Below are 20,313 nucleotides of genomic sequence, written 5' to 3' on the forward strand. Positions count from 1 at the left end.
AGCGGCTCCCGTTCACTCAGAACTTGTAATTGACACTGGCCACCACGTTGCGCTCGTCGCCGTAGTAGCAGTAGTACCCGTCACAGGTAGACAAGTAGTCCTTGTTGAACAGGTTCTTCGCATCCACGGCTACGGTCACTCCCTTGAGGGTGCTGTTCAGGCGGCCCAGGTCGTAGTGCACCGATGCGTCGTAGACGGTGTAGGACCCCACATGGCCCCAATCGGTGTTAGTGGTATTACCGTAGGTATCGCCGACGTAGCGCACGCCAACGCCGACCCCAAACCCATCCAGTGGTCCGCTGTGCCAGGTGTAGTCAGCCCAGGCAGTGGCCTGGTTGCGCGGCACCTGCGCCATGCGCTTGCCTTTCTCGTCACTGGTGCCTTTAATGATCTCGCTGTCGTTGTAGGTGTACGAGCCCACCAGTTTGAGGTTCTCGGTCACATCCGAGGTAGCCTCCAGCTCCAGGCCTTTGACACGCACTTCGCCAACCTGGCGGGTTACACCACCCTCGGTCACCGACATGTTCTCCTGCGTCAGGTCGAACACAGCAGCGGTGAACAGGCTATTGCTGCCTGGAGGCTGGTACTTGATGCCCAGTTCGTATTGCTTGCCTTCGGTCGGTTTGAAGGCATCGGTGCTGTTGACGGTGGAGCCGGTGGCGGCCTGGAACGACTCGGCATAGGAGATGTAAGGCGTCAGGCCGTTATCGAATACATAGCTGAGTGCCGCGTTACCACTGAATTGCTTGTCGCGTTGGGTGTTGGTGGCATCGCCTTTGTTGTGGAAGGTGGTGCCGGTGTGCACCCAGTCCTCACGGCCACCAAGGGTCAGGCGCCAGTTGTCCAGAGCCATCTGATCCTGGATATACAGGCCGGTCTGCTGGGTTTTCTGGTCGTAGTCGTACATGTCGAAGTACTGAACGTTCGAGAAATCCTGACCGTAGATTGGGTTGTGGATATTGCTCGGTGGCACACCAGCCGAGCCCCAGCGCCAGCGTGCATTGCTGTCCGAACGCTGGTGGTCGAGACCCAGCAGCAGGGTATGGGCAACCTGGCCGGTCTGGAAGTCGGCCTGGAAGTTGTTGTCCAGGGCGAACTGGGAGATGTCCTCCTCGACGATACCGGCGGTGCGTTGCACGGTGCCATCGGCGCTGACAGCTTCGTCCGGGCCGTCTGGCCAGATCGAGCCACCGGCGGTAATGCCCTTGAAGTCCAGTTCGTTACGCGCGTAGCGCAGGTTCTGACGGAACTGCCAGGTATCGTTCAGGCGGGTCTCGAACGCATAGCCCAGGTGGTAGTAGGTGCGGTCGTAGGACTCCCAATCCGGGTCGCCCAGGTTCTTGTGGTGCGAAATCTTGCCTGCGGGGCTATCCAGCTTGGTGCCTTGCAGTGGCAGGAACTGGCCGGTGATGCCGGTGTCATCGCGGGTGTACTGGCTGATGAAAGTCAGCTTGGTATCGTCGTTGATGTTCCAGGTCAGGCTGGGCGCGATGTTGTAGCGCTTGTCCGGGATGTGGTCTACCGGCGCACCGCTGTCACGCACGGTGCCGCTCACTCGGTACAGGAACTGGCCTGCATCGTCGAGCTTGCCGGTGCTGTCGAAGTTGATCTGCTTGTGGTTGTTGCTGCCAACCTGGGCTTCGACTTCGTGGCTGCTTTCCAATTGCGGCCGACGGCTGGTCATGTCCAGCAGGCCGCCTGGTGGAGTCTGGCCGTAGACCGAAGAAGCCGGGCCGCGCAGCACGGCGATGCGCTCCAGGTTCCAGGGCTCGATCTTGGGGGTGGCGTAGTTGCCCTTGGGCAATGGCAGGCCATCGAGGAACTGGGTAGGCTCAAAACCACGTACCAGCAACCAGTCGCTGCGCGAGTCGGAGCCATAGCCGCTGCTTTGCACGCCAGCGGTGTAGCGAAGGGCATCGTTCAGGCTGAGCACCGGCCGGTCTTCCATCTGCTGGCGGGTGATCACGCTTACCGAGCGGGGGAGTTCGGCGATGGCGGTGTCGGTCTTGGTGCCAGCTGCTGTCCGGGTCGCGGTGTAACCTTCTACCGGCCCCCAGGCGCTTTCATAGTTGGAAGTCGCATTGATCGCAGTCTCCGGCAACGCCAGTGTCCCTTCCGGCGTAGCCACCAGGCTGTAGCTGCCCACGCTGCTTTGCTGCAGCTGCAGGCCGGTGCCGCGCAGGGCGGCCTGCAGGGCACCAAGGCCATCGTACTGCCCGATCACCGGGGCCGAGGTGCGGCCGCTGACCAGTGCCGGGTCGATGGCCAGGGTGATGCCGGCCTGGCTGGCGATCTGGTTGAGGGTGGTGGCCAGCGGGGCGCTGGGCAGGTCGTAGGCGCGCTGAGCGGATTGCTCGGCGGCGAACAGGGCAGGGCTGGCCAATGGCGCGGCCACGGCGATGGCCAGGGCCATCAGGCTGGGGCGCAGGATACGATCAACAGCACGGGACATGCAGCGGCTCCTCGACGGATAAGTGCTTTCTGCTTCCTTGCCGAGCGAGATTTGAAAAGTGACAGGGCGAATCTGAAAAAAATTGAGAATTATTTGGAATTGGTTTTTGCCTGTACCGGCCCTTTCGCGGGTAAACCCGCTCCCACAGGGATCGCGGGGGCTTTGAGGCTGGTGCAATCCTGTGGGAGCGGGTTTACCCGCGAAGAGGCCGGTACAGGCCTACTTGGGAACGACGGTCACCCACCACGGCGTATGCCGCTCGACCTTCACCGGCAGTGCCGGCACCAGCGACGACAGTGCCAGGTCGGTGTCGGTCAGCGGGAAGCTGCCGGTCACTCGCAGGTCGGCGACTTGGTCGTCCACCCCGAGGTAACCGCTGCGGTACTGGCCGAGCGCGGCCAGCAGGTCAGCCAGGCGCACGTTGTCCACCACCAGCATGCCGCGGGTCCAGGCGTCGGCACCGGCTGGCACCGTGCCGATCCGGCCAAGGCCGTTGGCGTTCATCAGCACCTGCTGGCCTTCGCGCAGCACCTGTTCGTCGCCGCTGTTCAACGGCATGGCGGCGACCGAGGCCTGCAACACCTCCAGGCGCGTGCCGTCGTCCTCGCGGCGTACCAGGAAGCGCGTGCCCAATGGGCGCAGGCGGCCATCGTCGGTGCGCACCAGCAGCGGGCGCGGGTCCTGATGGCCGGTTTCGACCGAAATCTCGCCCTGGTGCAGCACGATCACCCGTTGCTCGCCGGCGTAGTCGATATCCACGGCAGTGTGGCTGTTCAGGCTCAGCAAGGTGCCGTCTTCCAGGCGCAGGGTACGCAGTTCGCCGGTGGCGGTACGCTGGTCGGCCAGCCAGTAGCTCGGTGCCAGCGATGGTGCGCCGACCCAGGCCAGCAGTGAGCCCAAAAGAAACATGCCGGCCAGCCCGCCGCCGACCTTGCCGATGCGTCGGCGCAGGCCGGCGCGCGATTGCAGCAGGGCCTGGCGTGCCGGGCCGGCAGCGGCGCTCACGCGCTGGTCCATGGCGCCGAGCTGGCGCCAGGCGCGGGCGTGCTCCTCGCTGGCGGCATGCCAGCGCATGAATTCGCTGCGCTCGTCGGGTGTGCCGCTGCCGTTGTCGAGGCTGAGTTTCCAGGCAATGGCGGCTTCCAGCACCCGGGACGAAACCGGTGCACTGCTCACGTCGGCTCCCCGTACAGGGCCACGTAGCACTGGCGCATGCCCTGGGCGATGTACTGGCGCACCCGCGACACCGAAACCCCCATGCGCTCGGCGATTTCGGCATGGCTCATACCGTCCAGGCGATTGTGCAGGAATGCTGCGCGGGCCTTGCTCGACAGCTTGCCGAGCAGGCGGTCGATGGCCTTGAGGTCCTCGAGGATCAGGTGCTGCACTTCCGGGGAAGGTTGTTCGGCTTCCGGCATCAGGGCCAGTTCGGCCAGGTAGGCCTGTTCCAGCGCGGCGCGGCGGAAGTGGTCGAACATCAGGCCCTTGGCCACGGCGGCCAGGAACGCGCGGGGTTCGCGGGGCGTATCCAGTTGCGCACGGCCGAGCAGGCGCACGAAGGTGTCCTGGCTCAGGTCTTCGGCACGTTGGCGGCAGGCCATGCTGCGTTGCAGCCAGGCGAGCAGCCAGCCGCGGTGGTCGCGGTACAGCGCACCGACCAGATCGGCGTGTGGGCTCTGTGCAGAAGACAAGCAGCGTCCCCCCGGAACGAATGCATTAACTAACGATAATTATTCGCGATTGTTGCAGAGGGGAGGGGGTGGGTGCAATGGACGCTTATCGGATGGCCATCATGGAAAAGGCAGGTGGCCAATCGCCGGCAAGCCAGCTCCCACAGGAAACGCGTGGATTCTGGAACTTGTGCAGTACCTGTGGGAGCTGGCTTGCCGGCGATTGGCCCTGTCAGGTCAATACAAATCTACAGGCCGTGGTTGTGCACCTTGCGCCTGCGCCACCCGCGCAAGCGCTGCTCCAGCTGCAGCGGGCTGTCCAGCTGCTGGCGCCGGGCCTGGCTGAACAGGATCAGCGCCAGCTCGGCGGTCACCAAGGCATCGGCGCTGGCATGATGGCGCTCTTCGACCTGCAGGCCAAACCGCGCCACCCAGTCATCCAGCCCGGCCTCGCGCAGCACTGTGTCGGGGTTGAGCATCGGTGCCAGTTCGGCAACATCCAGGAAGGGCGAGTGCAAGCGATAGCCCAGGCTTTCCTTCAGCGCACGGGCCAGCATGCGCTGGTCGAACGGCGCGTGGAATGCCAGCACCGGGCTATTGCCAATGAAGTCGAGCAGGTCGAGCAACGCCTCGGCCGGGTCGCAACCGGCAGCCAGGGCACTCGGGCCCAGGCCATGGATCAGCACGCTGGCGTTGGTCTTCTGCAAAGGCCGGTGCAGGGTGCGTTCGAACTGCTGGGCAAAGTCGATGGCGCCATCCTCGATGGCCACGGCGCCAACCGACAGCACCTGGTCACGGTTGGGGTTCAGGCCGCTGGTCTCCAGGTCGAGCACCACCCAGCGCTGCTCGCGCAGGGTACACACCCCCAGGGGCGCGGCCTTGGGCAGCCGGGCCAGGCGCTGGCGCGTGGCATGGTCCAGTTCGGGCGCACTGGGGCGCAGCCAGGCGAACAGGCTCATAGCTGGTACCGCAAGGCCAGGCTGCTTTGCAGGCGCTGGGCCTGGCGCAGGGACTCGCGCAGGATGCGCCGGTCCAGGTGGTTGAGGCTGTCCGGGTCCAGGCGGTTGGAGTAGGGCAGGTTGTCGCGGGTCTGGCGCTGGTGCTGCTGCATGCGGGTTTGCTGGATGAAGTGGTAGGCCTCTTCATACGCTGCGCCGTCCAGTGCCTCGATCACGCCCTTGGCCACCAGCTGGCGCAGGCGTTCCAGGGTATTGCAGGCACCGATGCCGTTGGCCAGGGCCAGCAGCCGGGCACCATCGACGAAGGGCGTCAGGCCCTGGACCTTGAGGTCGAGGGTGGCGGCCTTGTCGTTGCCCTGGCGGGTCAGCACGAACTCGCGCAGGCGGCCCACCGGCGGGCGCTGGCGCAGGGCGTTGTCAGCCATCATGCGCTGGAAGATGCGGTTGTCGGCCACCTGCTCGAGCAGGCCCTGGCGCAGCTGCTCGCAACCTTGCTCGTCGCCCCACACCACGCGCAGGTCGAAATAGATGCTCGAGCCCAGCAGGTTCTCCGGGCTGGCTTCACGGACAAAGCCGGAAAAACGCCGCGCCCACTCACTACGCGACAGGCACAGCTCTGGGTTGCCGGCCATGACGTTGCCCTTGCACAGGGTGAAGCCACACTGGGCCAGGCACTGGTTGATGTATTGCGCCAGCGGCAGCAGGCGTGCGCGGATGGCGTCGGCTTCGGCGCCGTCGGCGGCTTCGAAGAGGATGCCGTTGTCCTGGTCGGTGTGCAGGGTTTGTTCACGTCGCCCTTCGCTGCCAAAGCACAGCCAGCTGAACGGCACGCCCGGGTCACCGCGCTCGGCCAGCGCCAGTTCGATCACCCGGCACACGGTGTGGTCGTTGAGCAGGGTGATGATCTGGGTGATCTGCGTGGAGGACGCGCCATGGGCCAGCATGCGCTCGACCAGCTGGCTGATTTCGCCGCGCAGCGAGACCAGGGTATCCAGGCGTGGCGCATGGCGAATGGTGCGCGCAAGGTGCACCAGGTCGACCCGTTGCAGGGAGAACAGGTCGCGCTCCGAAACCACACCGCACAGGCGTCGGTTTTCCACCAGGCATACGTGGGCGATATGCCGCTCGGTCATGGCCATGGCTGCGTCGAAGGCGCTGGCCTGGGGGCTGAGGTAGAACGGTTGGGCGGTCATGTGCCGCGCGATGGGCGCGCCCAGGTCGGCATCGGCCGCAGCCACCACCTGGCGCAGGTCGCGCAGGGTGAAGATACCGGTGGGGTAGCGCTGCGGGTCGACCACCACGATGCTGCCGACCTGCTGCTCGTGCATCAGCCGCACGGCGTCGCGCAGGGGCGTGTCGGGGCTGCACACCACCGGGTGGCGCATGGCCAGTTCACCCAGTGGCGTGTTCAGCGAATACTGGGTGCCGAGGGTTTCCACCGCGCGCTGGCGTACCTGCTGGTTGACCTGGTCGAGCAGGCTGCTGACCCCGCGCAGGGCAAAATCCCGAAACACTTCCGACATCGAGAACACGCGGATGAACGCGGCCTTGTTCAGCTGCAGGCAGAAGGTGTCCTCACCGGCCAGGTGCTCGGTACGGGTCGCTCGCTCGCCGAGCAGGGCAGCCAGCGGGAAGCATTCGCCGCTGGTGATTTCGAAGGTGGTTTCCACACCAGGCTTGACCAGGTGCTGGCGCTCACCCACCACGCGGCCCTGCTTGACGATGTAGAAGTGCTCGACCGGCCCGTCGGCAGGTTTGACGATGCTTTCGCCGCTGGCATAGAAGCGCAGCTGGCACTGTTCGACCAGGTAGGCCAGGTGGCTGTGTTCCATCTGGTTGAACGGCGGAAAACGCTGCAGGAACTGCAGGGTGCCCTGGATGTTCTGCAGCACTGCTGTCCTGCCCGCCTGGCTGTAGGCGTCCTTTTTGCTCATGAAACTGACCGTATCGCTATGCCGAACTATATATATCTATATATAGGTGCCGGCCATGTTGTTCTCTGCCTCCATGGTCGGCTTGCGGCGGGGTGGTGCCCATTGGACGTAAGTCTATGAGCGCCCCTGTCAAAGACCCGACGAAAGGCCAGCCGGGTTACGCAAGTTCTGCGGTCCTAATGCTGAAGCGGAATTTTTTTGACGAGATGAGCATGCCTGAGCAACACGACATCCTGAGCGACGCCGAGCGCGAGGCATTGGCCGTCGTAAGTGCGCCCGTGGCTGCCAAGCCACTGGTGCTGGTGGTGGATGACAATGCGGTGAACCGTGAGGCGCTGATCCTGTACCTGAAAAGCCGGGGGATCGACTGTGTCGGAGCGGATGGGGCCGAGGAAGCCAGGCTATACCTGCACTACCAGCAACGAATCGGCTTGATGATCACGGATTTGCGCATGCAGCCCGAGGATGGCCTGGACCTGATCCGGCAGATTCGCGAGTCGGAACGGGCGGCGTTGTCGATCATCGTGGTGTCGGGCGACACCGATGTGAAAGAGGCGGTGGACGTGATGCACCTGGGGGTGGTGGATTTTCTGCTGAAGCCGGTCGATCTGGACAGGCTGCTGGAGCTGGTGAAGAAAGAACTGCAGATCGCTTAGCTGAGGAGCCTGTTCCGGCCTCATCGCCGGCAAGCCAGCTCCCACAGGGACCGCACAGCGTTTGAGGCCTGTGCAGTCCCTGTGGGAGCTGGCTTGCCGGCGATTGGGCCGCAAAGCGGCCCCCTGTCGCAGATGTCGCTTACAGCCCGTTACGCGCCTTGAACTCGCGGCGACGGCGGTGCAGTACCGGCTCGGTATAGCCGTTCGGCTGCTTGCCACCTTCCACCACCAGCTCTACCGCAGCCTGGAACGCGACGTTGTCGTCGAAGTTCGGTGCCATCGGGCGATACAGGGCGTCGCCGGCGTTCTGCTGGTCGACCACCACGGCCATGCGCTTGAGGCTTTCCAGCACCTGCTCCTGGCTGACCACGCCATGGCGCAGCCAGTTGGCCAGCAGCTGGGCCGAAATGCGCAGGGTGGCGCGGTCTTCCATCAGGCCGACGTTGTTGATGTCTGGCACCTTCGAGCAACCCACACCCTGGTCGATCCAGCGCACCACGTAGCCGAGGATGCCCTGGGCGTTGTTGTCCAGTTCGTTGCGGATTTCTTCGGCCGACCAGTTGGTGTCGGCGGCCAGCGGGATGGCCAAGATGTCGTCCACCGACGCCGGGGTACGCGAAGCCAGTTCACGCTGACGCGCCTGTACGTCCACCTTGTGGTAGTGCAGGGCATGCAGGGTGGCGGCGGTCGGCGACGGCACCCAGGCGGTGTTGGCACCGGCCAGCGGGTGGGCGATCTTCTGCTCGAGCATGGCCGCCATCAGGTCGGGCATGGCCCACATGCCTTTGCCGATCTGCGCACGGCCTTGCAGGCCGGTGGCCAGGCCGACATCGACGTTGTTGTTCTCGTAGGCACCGATCCACTTCTCGTTCTTCATGGCGCCCTTGCGCACCACGGCGCCGGCTTCCATCGAGGTGTGGATTTCATCGCCGGTGCGGTCGAGGAAGCCGGTGTTGATGAACACCACGCGCTCGGCTGCGGCCTTGATGCACGACTTGAGGTTGACCGTGGTACGGCGCTCCTCGTCCATGATGCCGACCTTGACGGTGTTGCGCTTCATGCCCAGCAGGTCTTCGACCTGGCTGAAGATCTCGGCTGCGAAGGCTACTTCCTCCGGGCCGTGCATCTTCGGCTTGACGATGTACACGCTGCCGCTGCGGGTGTTCTTGCGGCTGGTGTTGCCATTGAGGTTGTGCAGGGCGATCAGGTTGGTGAACAGGCCGTCCTGGATGCCTTCGGGGATTTCGTTGCCTTGGGCGTCGAGGATCGCCGGGTTGGTCATCAGGTGGCCAACGTTGCGCACGAACAGCAGCGAACGGCCGTGCAGGGTCACGCTGCCGCCGTTGGGCGCGGCGTATTCGCGGTCCGGGTTCATGGTGCGGGTGAAGGTCTTGCCACCCTTGCTCACGCTTTCGGCCAGGTCGCCTTTCATCAGGCCCAGCCAGTTGCGGTAGACGATCACCTTGTCGTCGGCGTCGACGGCGGCAACCGAGTCTTCGCAGTCCATGATGGTGGTCAGCGCCGATTCCATCAGGATGTCTTTCACGCCGGCGGCGTCGGTGCTGCCGACCGGGGTGCTGGCATCGACCTGGATTTCGAAGTGCAGGCCGTTGTGCTTGAGCAGCACGGCAGTCGGCGCGGCGGCATCGCCATGGAAGCCGATCAGCTGGGCGTCGTCACGCAGGCCGCTGTTGCTGCCGCCTTTCAGGGCAACTACCAGCTTGCCACCTTCGATGCGGTAGCCGGTGGAGTCGACGTGCGAGCCGGCCGCCAGTGGCGCGGCTTCGTCGAGGAATGCGCGGGCGAAGGCGATGACCTTGTCGCCACGTACCTTGTTGTAGCCTTGGCCTTTCTCGGCGCCGCCTTCATCGCTGATGGCATCGGTGCCATACAGCGCGTCGTACAGCGAACCCCAACGGGCGTTGGCGGCGTTCAGGGCGAAGCGGGCGTTCATCACCGGTACGACCAGCTGCGGGCCGGCCATGTGGGCGATTTCTTCGTCCACGTTCTGGGTGGTGGCCTGGAAATCGTCGGCTTGTGGCAGCAGGTAGCCGATTTCCTGGAGGAATGCTTTGTAGGCTACGGCGTCGTGGGCCTGGCCTTTGCGTGCCTGGTGCCAGGCGTCGATCTTGGCTTGCAGCTCGTCGCGCTTGGCGAGCAGGGCTTTGTTCTTTGGAGCGAGGTCATTGATGATCTTCTCTGCACCCGCCCAGAACTGCTCGGCGACGATGCCGGTCCCTGGGATGGCTTCGTTGTTCACGAAGTCGTACAGGACCTTGGCGACCTGAAGGCCACCGACTTGAACGTATCCAGTCATTGCTTGCCTCACTCTGCTCAGCTATTTCGCTCTTCTGTATTAAGCCTGTAGCGCTTCTCTAAACACGGCACCAGTGCATGCCCCCGAGTAAAGCCCCGAGCGCGGCTGGGTGCGGCCTGCCAGACCGGCTGGCAGACAGTGTGCGTATTTTCACAGGCGCCTTGGCAGACATCCAAACGACGTTTTGTAGTCCGCGCCACGGGATACTACATGAAGCAGTAGGCGGGGCAAAATCAGACTAAAAGCGCCGTTATGCGACCCGTTGGTCGCGTATGGTCACGCTGGGAGTGAGTATGTTCGCAAAAAACAGGTGGATTGTTCCAGATAAATCTTGAAACAGTACACGATTCGTTATGCGGATTGCCCTGCGGCAGGTTGCCGCGCCTTGCCTATACTGAGTCGATCCCCCGATTTTCTGCCGCACGGCGCGGTCCGACACGAGGAAGGGCTTGTGGATCATCTTGTACTGACTGTGATTGCCCCTGACAAGGCCGGCCAGGTCGAGCGCATTGCCCAGTGCATCGCCGACCACAGTGGCAACTGGCTGGAAAGCCGCATGTCGCGCATGGCCGGGCAGTTTGCCGGCATCCTGCGGGTGGCGGTGCCGGCGGAAAACTACGACGAGCTGGTGGCTTCGCTGCAGGGGTTGGTCCGATATGACATTCGCGTGCTGATCGCCGAGAGCGGCATCGAGCCGTCGTGTACCTGGAAGCCGATTGCCATGGAGCTGGTAGGTAATGACCGGCCGGGGATCGTGCGTGATATCACCCGCCTGCTGGCGGACCTGGGGGTGAACCTTGAGCGGTTTACCACTGAGGTGCGGCCGGCGCCCATGAGCAGCGAGCCGCTGTTCCATGCCGATGCCTTGCTGGCATTGCCGTTGACCCTGTCGCTGGAGGATTTGCAGCAGAAGCTGGAGAGCCTGGCGGACGACTTGATGGTGGAGTTGAAGCTGCGGCCGGAGGATTGATCCGAGATTGCCGGGGCCGCGTTGCGGCCTTTTCGCCGGCAAGCCAGCTCCCACCTCGACCGCATTGACCTCAAGCCATGCGCTATCCCTGTGGGAGCTGGCTTGCCGGCGAAAGGGCTGCAAAGCAGCCCCCTGCGGTTATCCCGATATCACGGGGAAGGCCCTGTGGATAACCTGGGGGTTCCCCTCTCCAGCCCAGACGGCGCGCGCCTTACACGGCTTTGATCAAAAAACACCCAAAAATCAGCAGCTTGTGCACAAAGCACGGGGACGAGGGTGTGGATAACCTTTGGAGATGTCTCTGCAGGCCACGAATCACAAGGCCGGCAGAGTTATGGTCATTTTTTGATCAGCTGCGCTTGCGCAAACTGACCCACGCATCGACGCTGTAAATCGCCAAACCTGCCCAGATGAACATGAACGCCATCAAGTTACTCGACGACAAGTGCTCATCGAACAGCAGTACCGCCTGCAGCAGCACCAGGGTCGGCGCCAGGTACTGCAGGAAGCCCAGCGTGGTGTACGGCAAGTGCCGCGCGGCAGCGTTGAAGCACACCAGCGGCACCAGTGTCACCGGCCCCGCAGCCATCAGCCACAACGCTTCGCTGCTGGTGTAGAACGCGCCCTGGGCACTTGTCGCCGCCGGGTGCAGCAACAGCCAGCCAAGGGCCAGCGGTACCAGCATCCAGGTTTCCACCACCAGGCCTGGCAGTGCCGCCACTGGTGCCTGTTTGCGAATCAGCCCATAGAAGCCGAAGCTCAGCGCCAGCACCAGCGATACCCACGGCAGGCTGCCCACCTGCCACACCTGCTGGGCCACACCCACGGCGGCCATGGCCACTGCCAGCCACTGCAGGCGCCGCAGGCGCTCGCCGAGAATCAGCATGCCCAGCAGCACATTGATCAGTGGGTTGATGTAGTAACCAAGGCTGGCCTCGAGCATGCGCCCGTTGTTCACCGACCATACGTAGGTCAGCCAGTTGCCGGCGATCAGCGCCCCGCTCAGGGCCAGGATGCCCAGCCGGCGCGGGTTGTCACGCAGCTCACGCCACCAGCCTGGGTGTTTCCACACCAGTAGCAGCAACGAGCCGAACAAAGCCGACCAGAGCACCCGGTGGACAATGATCTCCACCGCTGGGACGCTCTGGATTGCCTTGAAGTAGAGGGGGAACAGCCCCCAGATGATGTAGGCGCTGAGGCCCAGTAGGTACCCGCGACGCGGGTTTGCGGCGTGCATGCAGAATCCTTGCTTAGGTAGCTAAATAAAGCGACGCCTATTGTAGACAGAGGCGGGCGTGCTTCTAGAACAATTTCAGCGGCGCTTCATCCAGTGCGGCCATTTGCTCGCGCAGGGCGAGAATCTGGTCTCCCCAGTAGCGTGGCTGGCCGAACCAGGGGAAGCTCGGCGGGAATGCCGGGTCGTCCCAGCGCCGCGCCAGCCAGGCGCTGTAGTGCAGCTGGCGCAGGGCGCGCAGGGGTTCGATCAGGGCCAGCTCGCGCGGGTCGAAGTCGTGGAACTCGTTGTAGCCGTCGATCAGTTCGGCCAGTTGCCCCAGGCGTTCCTCGCGGCTGCCGGCCAGCATCATCCACAAGTCCTGCACCGCCGGGCCCATGCGGCAGTCGTCGAGGTCGACCACGTGGTACACCTCGTCGCGGTGCATAAGGTTGCCGGGGTGCAGGTCACCATGCAGGCGGATGAGCTGGTGCGGCGTGCGGGCATAGATGTCCTCCACCCGCTTGAGCAGGTCGCGGGCCACCGATTCGAACGCTGGCAGCAGTTCGCGGGGGACGAAGTCGCCTTCCAGCAGAGTATTCAGCGAGGCATGACCGAAGTTGTCCACAGCCAGCGCCTCACGGTGCTCGAACGGTTTGCTGGCGCCCACGGCGTGCAGGCGGCCGAGCAACTGGCCGAGGCGGTAGAGCTGGTCGAGGTTGCCCGGCTCCGGCGCATGGCCGCCGCGGCGGGGGAACAGGGTGAAGCGGAAGCCCTGGTGTTCGAACAGGGTGCGGCCGTCGTGCTGCAGCGGGGCGACCACCGGCACTTCGCAGTCGGCCAGTTCGGCGGTGAAGCTGTGCTCTTCGAGGATGGCCGCGTCGCTCCAGCGGCCTGGGCGGTAGAACTTGGCGATCAGCGGTTGCGCGCCCTCGATGCCCACCTGGTAGACGCGGTTTTCGTAGCTGTTCAGCGCCAGCACCCGGGCATCGCTGAGAAAGCCCAGGCTTTCCACGGCGTCCAGGACCAGGTCGGGGGTGAGGGTGTCGAAGGGGTGGGACATGGTGGCTCCGGGGGTAGGCGGCGTGGGGGCCATGGTAGCGCGTTATGCCTGTACCGGCCTCTTCGCGGGTAAACCCGCTCCCACAGGTGCATCGTTTCCCTGGCGGCTGCGCGGTCCCTGTGGGAGCGGGCAAGCCCGCGAACCGCGCAAAGCGCGGCCTGGCTATGCAGGAATCCCAAGCAATACATAAGAGGGATGAAATTGAACCCGCACCGAACTGCCTGCTGCCACCCGCTGCCCAGCCAACCAATCCGTCTCGGCAAACGCACACAACGTCTGCCCATTCCCCAACGCCAACCGGAGCTCACCAGGCCCATCAGCCTCCGCCAGCACCTCCTCCACTGTCGCCCGCAGGCAATTGCTACCCGCTTCGGCCTGTTCCTCGTCGGCCAGCAACCTAACCCACCCCGCCTTGAGCAGCGCCACTACCGTCGTCCCCAGCGTCAGCTCCAGCCGTGCGGTGCTGTCGTGGGTGATCAATGCCTCGATCTCCAACCCGCCACCCAACGCCAGGCTGACGCGATCATGCCGTCCCTCGCGGCGCAGGCCACTGACCTGGCCCTGCAACTGGTTGCGCGCGCTGGTACGCAGCATCAGCCGGCCGAGTAGGTCGAGGTCGCTGGACTCCTCGGCCGCTTCAAGGATTTGCGCCTGAAGGGCCTGCAGCCTCTGATACAGGCGCAGAACCCGCTGGCCTTCCGGCGACAGACGGGCACCACCGCCACCACGCCCGCCGGTACTGCGCTCGACGAGGGGCTGGCTGGCCAGGTTGTTGAGTTCGTCGATGGCGTCCCAGGCGGCCTTGTAGCTGATGCCCGCAGCCTTGGCGGCGCGGGTGATCGAACCTTCTTCGGCAATGTGCTGCAGCAGCGCGATGCGCTGGGGGCGGCGGGCGATGTGCTGGGTGAGGTGGGGGGGCAGGGACATGGGCATTCGGTCATTGTAAGTGGCAGCGAAGTGTAGCTTGTGTGGGAGCGGCCTTGTGTCGCGAAAGGGCTGCGTAGCAGCCCCAGCGATTTTGGCCGTGGCAGAGATCCTGGGGCTGCTACGCAGCCCTTTCGCGACACAAGGCCGCTCCCACACGTCATACATACCCCGGCTTGGGCGTACGCGCCAGGCAATACACATCCACCCGCCGCGCACCGGCCTTGCGCAGCACTTGGGCAACCGCCTGCGCGGTCGCACCGGTGGTCAACACGTCATCGACAATGGCGACGTGCTTGCCCGTCAGCTTGCCCGTGACGGTAAACGCCAGGCGCAAGTTGCGTTGCCTGGCCTTGGCGTCCAGTTGTTGCTGCGCAGGTGTCTCCCGTGTGCGCAGCAGCAACCGCTCGTCGCAACGTACCCCCACCTGCGACGACAGCCAGCGCCCGAGCATCCCCGCCTGGTTGAACCCCCGCTCCCGTAATCGACGTTTGGCCAAGGGTACAGGCAACAACAGGTCGGGGCGCGGCAGCCCTTCGGTAAAGCGGTGCAGCAGCCCATGCGCGAGCAATTCGGCCATCAGGCGCCCCAAGGGCCACTGGCGGTTGTGCTTGAAACGGCTGATCAGCGTGTCCACCGGAAAGCCGAAATGCCACAGTGCAAGCACCTGCTCGAAGGCCGGTGCGCGGCGCTGGCACTGGGCGCAAGTCAGGCCGGCCATGGGCAACGGTAGGGCGCAGCGCAGGCAATGATCGCCCAGCCAGGGCAGTTCCTGCTCGCAGGCGACGCACAGCGGGTAGGCCTGCTCGGCAGGTTCATCGCACAGCAAACACGATTGGTTAATAAGTGAGCACTTGTAAACCAGTCGTTTCCAGTGTGGTTGACAGTTCATAGGCCTTCCATGACTATGCGAGCTATCCGTGATGCGCTGGCGGGCTTTCCTGTCCCGGCGCCTGCTTCAGCCTAAACAAGGAAACGCCAATGAGCGCCAGCACAACTGCAACAACACGTCACGACTGGTCCCTGGCCGAGGTCAAGGCGCTGTTCCAGCAACCGTTCAATGACTTGCTGTTCCAGGCGCAGACCGTGCACCGCGCGCATTTCGACCCGAACCGCGTGCAGGTTTCGACCCTGCTGTCGATCAAGACCGGCGCCTGCCCGGAAGATTGCAAATATTGTCCACAGTCCGGCCACTACAACACCGGGCTGGAAAAACAGAAGCTGATGGAAGTGCAGAAGGTGCTGGAAGAAGCCGCCCGCGCCAAAGCCATCGGTTCCACCCGCTTCTGCATGGGCGCGGCGTGGAAGCACCCGTCGGCCAAAGACATGCCCTACGTGCTGGAGATGGTCAAAGGCGTCAAGGCCATGGGCCTGGAAACCTGCATGACCCTCGGCAAGCTCGACCAGGAGCAGACCAAGGCCCTGGCCCAGGCCGGCCTGGACTACTACAACCACAACCTCGACACCTCGCCGGAGTTCTACGGCAGCATCATCACCACCCGCACCTACAGCGAGCGCCTGCAGACCCTGGCCTACGTGCGCGATGCCGGGATGAAGATCTGCTCCGGCGGCATCCTCGGCATGGGCGAGTCGCTGGACGACCGCGCCGGCCTGCTGATCCAGCTGGCCAACCTGCCCGAACACCCGGAGTCGGTGCCGATCAACATGCTGGTCAAGGTGGCCGGCACGCCGCTGGCTGAGGAAGAAGACGTCGACCCGTTCGACTTCATCCGTATGCTGGCCGTGGCCCGTATCCTCATGCCCAAGTCGCACGTGCGCCTGTCCGCCGGCCGCGAGCAGATGAACGAGCAGATGCAGGCCCTGGCCTTCATGGCCGGCGCCAACTCGATCTTCTACGGCGAAAAACTGCTGACTACCGCCAACCCGCAGGCCGACAAGGACATGCAGCTGTTCGCACGCCTGGGCATCAAGCCCGAAGCGCGTGAAGAGCACGCCGACGAAGTGCACCAGGCGGCCATCGAGCAGGCGCTGGTCGAGCAGCGCAGCAGCGAGATGTTCTACAACGCCGCGACAGCCTGAAATGGCCTTTGACCTGGCAGCGCGCCTGGCCGAACGGCGCGCCGCAGACCTGTATCGGCAGCGGCCACTGCTGGAAAGCCCGCAGGGGCCGGAAGTGGTGGTCGATGGCCAGCGCTTGCTGGCCTTCTGCAGCAATGACTACCTGGGCCTGGCCAACCACCCCGAGGTGATTGCCGCCTGGCAGGCCGGCGCCGAGCGCTGGGGTGTCGGTGGCGGTGCCTCGCACCTGGTGATCGGCCACAGTACGCCGCACCACCAGGTGGAAGAGGCCTTGGCCGAACTCACCGGGCGCCCGCGTGCGCTGCTGTTCTCCACCGGCTACATGGCCAACCTGGGCGCCATCACCGCGCTGGTGGGGCAGGGCGACACGGTGCTGCAGGACCGCCTGAACCACGCTTCGCTGCTGGATGGCGGGTTGCTTAGCGGCGCCCGTTTCAACCGCTACCTGCACAACGACCCGGCCAGCCTGGCCAGCCGCCTGGACAAGGCCGTCGGCAATACCCTGGTAGTGACCGATGGCGTGTTCAGCATGGACGGCGACCTGGCCGACCTGCCGGCGCTGGCCGATGTCGCCCGCGCCCGCGGTGCCTGGCTGATGGTCGATGATGCCCATGGCCTGGGCACCCTCGGCACCCAGGGTGGCGGTATCGTCGAGCACTTCGGCCTGGGCGTTGAAGATGTGCCGGTGTTGATCGGTACGCTGGGCAAGGCCTGTGGTACCGCTGGCGCCTTTGTGGCCGGCAGCGAAGAGCTGATCGAGGCGCTGGTGCAGTTCGCCCGCCCGTACATCTACACCACCAGCCAGCCACCGGCGCTGGCCTGCGCCACCCTCAAGAGCCTGGAACTGCTGCGCCGCGAGGCCTGGCGCCGCGAGCACCTGGCCGCGCTGATCCGCCAGTTCCGTGAAGGCGCGCAGCAGATCGGCCTGGAATTGATGGACAGCCCGACGCCGATCCAGCCGATCGTCATCGGCGACAGCGCACAGGCCCTGCGCCTGTCACGCATGCTGCGCGAGCGCGGCTTGCTGGTGACGGCCATCCGCCCGCCCACCGTGCCGGCGGGCAGCGCACGCCTGCGGGTGACATTGAGCGCCGCGCACAGCGAGGCGCAGGTGCAGCTATTGTTGAATGCATTGGCCGAGTGTTATCCACAGTTGGAGAGCGCCGATGCGTAATCGACTTGTTCTGTTGCCTGGTTGGGGCCTGGGCACTGCTTCTCTGGAGCCGCTGGCCGCCAGCCTGCGTGCCCAGGACGCCCGCCTGCAGGTAGAGCTGATGCCCTTGCCGGAACTGGCCCACAGCGATGTGCAGGCCTGGGTCGACCACCTCGACCGCAAGCTGCCGAGCGATGTCTGGCTGGGCGGCTGGTCGTTAGGCGGCATGCTGGCCAGCGCGCTGGCGCACAAACGCGGCGACCATTGCTGTGGCCTGCTGACCCTGGCCAGCAACCCCAGTTTCGTGGCTCGCCCCGACTGGCCCCACGGCATGGCCGAAGACACTTTCGGCACCTTCCTCGACGGCTGCCGCAGCCATACCCAGGTCACCCTGAAGCGCTTCCGTACCTTGTGCAGCGACGGTGCCCTGCAACCGCGCACCCTGCTGCGCCAGCTGGGTGTCGGCGTACCGGACACCGACCCGCTGTACCTGGCCACCGGCCTTGAGGTGCTGGCCAAGCTGGACACCCGCGAAGCATTGCAGGCCTACGGTGGCCCGCAGTTGCACCTGTTCGCCGGCAGCGATGCGCTGGTGCCGGCAGAGGCGGCAAAAGCGCTGAGCGAGCTGCTGCCCGATGTGGAAGTGGGCCTGGTCGAAGACAGTTCCCACGCGTTCCTGCTGGAGTACCCGCAGGAACTGGCGGCGGGCATCAAGAGTTTTCTGCATGAGAGTGGCGATGACTGACCTTTCCCGTCCGACCCTGCCCGGTGCGCTGCCCGACAAGCGCCAGGTAGCGGCCTCGTTCTCCCGCGCCGCAGCCAGTTACGACAGCGTGGCAGCCTTGCAGCGCGCGGTGGGTTCGAGCTTGCTGGAGCAGTTGCCGGAAGGCCTGCAGCCGTCGCGCTGGCTGGACCTGGGCAGCGGCACCGGCCATTTCAGCCGGGCGCTGGCCGAGCGTTTCACCCAGGCCAGCGGTGTGGCGGTGGATATCGCCGAGGGCATGTTGTGCCATGCCCGCAACGAACAGGGCGGGGCGCTCTATCACGTGGCCGGTGACGCCGAGCGTTTGCCGCTGCGTGATGCCAGCGTCGACCTGGTGTTCACCAGCCTGGCCGTGCAGTGGTGCGACCAGTTCGCCAGTGTGCTGGCAGAAGCGCTGCGAGTGCTGCGCCCGGGCGGCGTGCTGGCCTTCAGCAGCCTGTGTGTGGGTACCCTCGATGAACTGCGCGCCAGTTGGCAGGCGGTGGATGGCCTGGTGCATGTGAACCGCTTCCGCCGTTTCGAGGACTATCAGCGCCTGTGCGCAGCCAGCGGCTTCGAACAGCTTGGGCTGCAGCGCTGCCCGCACGTGCTGCACTACCCGGATGTACGCAGCCTGACCCATGAACTCAAGGCCCTCGGTGCCCACAATCTGAACCCTGGCCGGCCTTCCGGGCTTACTGGTCGGGCACGCATGCAGGGCCTGCTGCAGGCTTATGAGGCATTTCGCCAGCCTGAGGGGCTGCCAGCCACCTATCAGGTGGTCTATGGTTTGTTGCGCAAGCCACAGGTGTAAGGGGAGCGAGATGAGCCAGGCCTATTTCATTGCCGGTACCGATACCGATGTTGGCAAGACCACCATCGCTGCCGGGCTGTTGCATGCGGCGCGGTTGCAGGGCATGAGCACGCTGGGGGCCAAGCCGGTGGCCTCCGGTTGCACCATGACACCGAAAGGCTTGCGCAACAGTGACGCTCAGGCGCTGATCGATGAAAGCACGATCAAGCTGCCCTACGAACAGGTCAACCCGTTTGCCTTCGAACCGGCTATCGCACCCCATGTTGCAGCGCGCGAGGCGGGGGTAACGCTTGCCGTGCCGGAGCTGTTGGCGGCGATGCTCAATGTGCTGCAACAAAATGCCGACTTCACCCTGATCGAGGGGGCCGGTGGCTGGCGCGTGCCGTTGTCGGGGCTGGAAAATCTTTCCGACCTTGCGGTGGCCCTGCGGTTGCCGGTGATTCTGGTGGTCGGTGTGCGGCTCGGCTGTATCAGCCATGCCTTGCTAAGTGCTGAGGCAATCGAGCGTGACGGGCTGCAATTGGCGGGATGGGTGGCGAACATCATCGAGCCGCGTACTTCGCGACTGGAAGAGAACCTGGCCAGTCTGGCCGAGCGTTTGCCAGCGCCATGTTTGGGGCGGGTGCCCAAATTGAAGCAGGCCAGTGCCGACATGGTGGCTGAACACCTTCAGCTGGATCTGCTGGATTAGCCGTTTCCAGGCTCGGCCCTTTCGCGGGTAAACCCGCTCCCACAGGATCTCCTCAGTTTTTGAGACTTGTGCAGTACCTGTGGGAGCGGGTTTACCCGCGAAGAGGCCGGTACAGGAATACCCAAGGCCTATCAAATGGCACCAGGCCATTAGGGATTTAAACGGGCCTTTTCACCCCTGGCCTGCTTTAATTGGGCCTGTTCGTCATCCAGCGTCAATGGAGTCCTGACATGGAAATCACCGGTAGCTCCGCCTACTACGCGGGCCTGAGCGCAATCCAGACCGGCCAGAACCGCGTCGATCAGGCCGCCAGCCAGATCGCCAGCACCACCGCCGAACGTAGCGCCACCAGCCAGTCCAGCGATTTTCAGGCCGAACGCCTGCGCGCGGTCGACCGCAGCCAGCAGATGGACCTGGCCACCAGCACCGTGCAGCTGGCCGTGGGCAAACTCGAAGTCGAGCTTGGCGCAAAGGTCGCCAAGGCATCCGACGAAATGCTCGGCCGGATCATCGACACCTACGCCTGATACGGCGGCCTTTCCGAACCTAACGCTATCCCTGTGGGAGCGGGTTTACCCGCGAATGCGTCCGCCCGGACAACTCTTTTCCGGGCTGGTCCATTCGTGGGTAAACCCGCTCCCACAGGGGGACGTCTCATGACTTGGCGCATTTGCCATTTTTCGTGGCGTAAATGGCACCATAGTCCATCCTTGAC

The 20,313-nt window shown here is 64.5% G+C and carries 18 protein-coding genes; 8 read left to right on the forward strand and 10 right to left on the reverse strand.

The features are described from left to right. Nucleotides 1-16 precede the first annotated feature (16 nt). From ABX298_RS12385 to ABX298_RS12405, 5 genes are all read right to left on the reverse strand, one after another. Nucleotides 17-2,452: a TonB-dependent siderophore receptor gene (locus ABX298_RS12385; RefSeq protein ID WP_367394444.1), complete on the reverse strand. Its 2,436-nt coding sequence runs from the start codon at nucleotides 2,450-2,452 to the stop codon at nucleotides 17-19. 219 nt (nucleotides 2,453-2,671) lie between these two features. Further along, nucleotides 2,672-3,628: a FecR domain-containing protein gene (locus ABX298_RS12390; protein WP_025337419.1), complete on the reverse strand. Its 957-nt coding sequence runs from the start codon at nucleotides 3,626-3,628 to the stop codon at nucleotides 2,672-2,674. Continuing rightward, a complete protein-coding gene (locus tag ABX298_RS12395; RefSeq protein WP_015268687.1) occupies nucleotides 3,625-4,143 on the reverse strand; it encodes an RNA polymerase sigma factor in 519 nt (172 codons plus the stop codon). The genes ABX298_RS12390 and ABX298_RS12395 overlap by 4 nt, the downstream gene beginning before the upstream one ends. A 227-nt stretch (nucleotides 4,144-4,370) precedes the next feature. Further along, a complete protein-coding gene (locus tag ABX298_RS12400; protein ID WP_075044380.1) occupies nucleotides 4,371-5,081 on the reverse strand; it encodes a PolC-type DNA polymerase III in 711 nt (236 codons plus the stop codon). Continuing rightward, complete coding sequence (locus ABX298_RS12405) at nucleotides 5,078-7,015, reverse strand: DUF294 nucleotidyltransferase-like domain-containing protein (protein WP_367394445.1); 1,938 nt, start codon at nucleotides 7,013-7,015, stop codon at nucleotides 5,078-5,080. Before ABX298_RS12405 ends, ABX298_RS12400 begins: the two co-directional genes overlap by 4 nt. Before the next feature lie 116 nt (nucleotides 7,016-7,131). Between ABX298_RS12405 and ABX298_RS12410 the strand changes: the two genes are divergently transcribed. Continuing rightward, complete coding sequence (locus tag ABX298_RS12410) at nucleotides 7,132-7,671, forward strand: response regulator (RefSeq protein ID WP_084785118.1); 540 nt, start codon at nucleotides 7,132-7,134, stop codon at nucleotides 7,669-7,671. Between the two features lie 139 nt (nucleotides 7,672-7,810). On the opposite strand, the gene ABX298_RS12415 is transcribed toward ABX298_RS12410, so the two are convergent. Further along, nucleotides 7,811-9,988 carry a malate synthase G gene (locus tag ABX298_RS12415; protein ID WP_051101104.1) on the reverse strand — a complete coding sequence of 726 codons (2,178 nt, stop codon included), beginning with the start codon at nucleotides 9,986-9,988 and terminating at the stop codon, nucleotides 7,811-7,813. Between the two features lie 451 nt (nucleotides 9,989-10,439). On the opposite strand from ABX298_RS12415, the gene ABX298_RS12420 reads away from it, so the two are divergent. Beyond that, complete coding sequence (locus ABX298_RS12420; RefSeq protein ID WP_085591348.1) at nucleotides 10,440-10,958, forward strand: glycine cleavage system protein R; 519 nt, start codon at nucleotides 10,440-10,442, stop codon at nucleotides 10,956-10,958. Nucleotides 10,959-11,307: 349 nt separating this feature from the next. Here the strand turns inward: ABX298_RS12420 and rarD are convergent, their stop codons facing one another. From rarD to ABX298_RS12440, 4 genes are all read right to left on the reverse strand, one after another. Beyond that, complete coding sequence (rarD, locus tag ABX298_RS12425; protein ID WP_075044385.1) at nucleotides 11,308-12,195, reverse strand: EamA family transporter RarD; 888 nt, start codon at nucleotides 12,193-12,195, stop codon at nucleotides 11,308-11,310. 64 nt (nucleotides 12,196-12,259) lie between these two features. Beyond that, nucleotides 12,260-13,234, reverse strand: coding sequence for a serine/threonine protein kinase (locus tag ABX298_RS12430; RefSeq protein WP_075044386.1), 975 nt, complete (start codon nucleotides 13,232-13,234; stop codon nucleotides 12,260-12,262). Nucleotides 13,235-13,396: 162 nt separating this feature from the next. After that, nucleotides 13,397-14,161 carry a TOBE domain-containing protein gene (locus ABX298_RS12435; protein WP_367394446.1) on the reverse strand — a complete coding sequence of 255 codons (765 nt, stop codon included), beginning with the start codon at nucleotides 14,159-14,161 and terminating at the stop codon, nucleotides 13,397-13,399. A gap of 157 nt (nucleotides 14,162-14,318) precedes the next feature. Continuing rightward, complete coding sequence (locus ABX298_RS12440) at nucleotides 14,319-15,050, reverse strand: ComF family protein (protein WP_367394447.1); 732 nt, start codon at nucleotides 15,048-15,050, stop codon at nucleotides 14,319-14,321. Between the two features lie 89 nt (nucleotides 15,051-15,139). Between ABX298_RS12440 and bioB the strand changes: the two genes are divergently transcribed. The 6 genes from bioB (at nucleotide 15,140) to ABX298_RS12470 (ending at nucleotide 20,125) form a co-directional block, all read left to right on the forward strand. Continuing rightward, nucleotides 15,140-16,198 (forward strand): biotin synthase BioB, encoded by a 1,059-nt coding sequence (bioB, locus tag ABX298_RS12445; protein ID WP_013970556.1) that lies wholly within the window; start codon nucleotides 15,140-15,142, stop codon nucleotides 16,196-16,198. 1 nt (nucleotide 16,199) lies between these two features. Then, nucleotides 16,200-17,372: an 8-amino-7-oxononanoate synthase gene (gene bioF, locus ABX298_RS12450; protein ID WP_286100897.1), complete on the forward strand. Its 1,173-nt coding sequence runs from the start codon at nucleotides 16,200-16,202 to the stop codon at nucleotides 17,370-17,372. Continuing rightward, nucleotides 17,365-18,096 (forward strand): alpha/beta fold hydrolase, encoded by a 732-nt coding sequence (locus ABX298_RS12455; RefSeq protein WP_054573687.1) that lies wholly within the window; start codon nucleotides 17,365-17,367, stop codon nucleotides 18,094-18,096. Before bioF ends, ABX298_RS12455 begins: the two co-directional genes overlap by 8 nt. Then, a complete protein-coding gene (gene bioC, locus ABX298_RS12460) occupies nucleotides 18,089-18,907 on the forward strand; it encodes a malonyl-ACP O-methyltransferase BioC (RefSeq protein WP_075044392.1) in 819 nt (272 codons plus the stop codon). Before ABX298_RS12455 ends, bioC begins: the two co-directional genes overlap by 8 nt. Nucleotides 18,908-18,917: 10 nt before the next feature. Continuing rightward, complete coding sequence (gene bioD, locus ABX298_RS12465; protein ID WP_367394448.1) at nucleotides 18,918-19,598, forward strand: dethiobiotin synthase; 681 nt, start codon at nucleotides 18,918-18,920, stop codon at nucleotides 19,596-19,598. A gap of 230 nt (nucleotides 19,599-19,828) precedes the next feature. Beyond that, the gene (locus ABX298_RS12470) at nucleotides 19,829-20,125 is read left to right on the forward strand and encodes a hypothetical protein (protein WP_003258614.1); all 297 of its coding nucleotides are present in this window, start codon (nucleotides 19,829-19,831) and stop codon (nucleotides 20,123-20,125) included. The last annotated feature ends 188 nt before the right edge of the window (nucleotides 20,126-20,313 follow it).

Source organism: Pseudomonas sp. X4 (assembly GCF_040784925.1).
GTDB lineage: Bacteria > Pseudomonadota > Gammaproteobacteria > Pseudomonadales > Pseudomonadaceae > Aquipseudomonas > Aquipseudomonas putida_Z.

Bases quoted from the DNA above. Each gene is read 5' to 3' on its own strand.
- ABX298_RS12385 (WP_367394444.1), bottom strand. From the start codon at position 2,452: ATGTCCCGTGCTGTTGATCGTATCCTGCGCCCCAGCCTGATGGCCCTG.
- ABX298_RS12400 (WP_075044380.1), bottom strand. From the start codon at position 5,081: ATGAGCCTGTTCGCCTGGCTGCGCCCCAGTGCGCCCGAACTGGACCAT.
- ABX298_RS12405 (WP_367394445.1), bottom strand. From the start codon at position 7,015: ATGAGCAAAAAGGACGCCTACAGCCAGGCGGGCAGGACAGCAGTGCTG.
- ABX298_RS12410 (WP_084785118.1), top strand. From the start codon at position 7,132: ATGAGCGCCCCTGTCAAAGACCCGACGAAAGGCCAGCCGGGTTACGCA.
- ABX298_RS12415 (WP_051101104.1), bottom strand. From the start codon at position 9,988: ATGACTGGATACGTTCAAGTCGGTGGCCTTCAGGTCGCCAAGGTCCTG.
- rarD (WP_075044385.1), bottom strand. From the start codon at position 12,195: ATGCACGCCGCAAACCCGCGTCGCGGGTACCTACTGGGCCTCAGCGCC.
- ABX298_RS12430 (WP_075044386.1), bottom strand. From the start codon at position 13,234: ATGTCCCACCCCTTCGACACCCTCACCCCCGACCTGGTCCTGGACGCC.
- ABX298_RS12435 (WP_367394446.1), bottom strand. From the start codon at position 14,161: ATGTCCCTGCCCCCCCACCTCACCCAGCACATCGCCCGCCGCCCCCAG.
- ABX298_RS12440 (WP_367394447.1), bottom strand. From the start codon at position 15,050: ATGAACTGTCAACCACACTGGAAACGACTGGTTTACAAGTGCTCACTT.
- bioB (WP_013970556.1), top strand. From the start codon at position 15,140: ATGAGCGCCAGCACAACTGCAACAACACGTCACGACTGGTCCCTGGCC.
- bioF (WP_286100897.1), top strand. From the start codon at position 16,200: ATGGCCTTTGACCTGGCAGCGCGCCTGGCCGAACGGCGCGCCGCAGAC.
- ABX298_RS12455 (WP_054573687.1), top strand. From the start codon at position 17,365: ATGCGTAATCGACTTGTTCTGTTGCCTGGTTGGGGCCTGGGCACTGCT.
- bioC (WP_075044392.1), top strand. From the start codon at position 18,089: ATGACTGACCTTTCCCGTCCGACCCTGCCCGGTGCGCTGCCCGACAAG.
- bioD (WP_367394448.1), top strand. From the start codon at position 18,918: ATGAGCCAGGCCTATTTCATTGCCGGTACCGATACCGATGTTGGCAAG.
- ABX298_RS12470 (WP_003258614.1), top strand. From the start codon at position 19,829: ATGGAAATCACCGGTAGCTCCGCCTACTACGCGGGCCTGAGCGCAATC.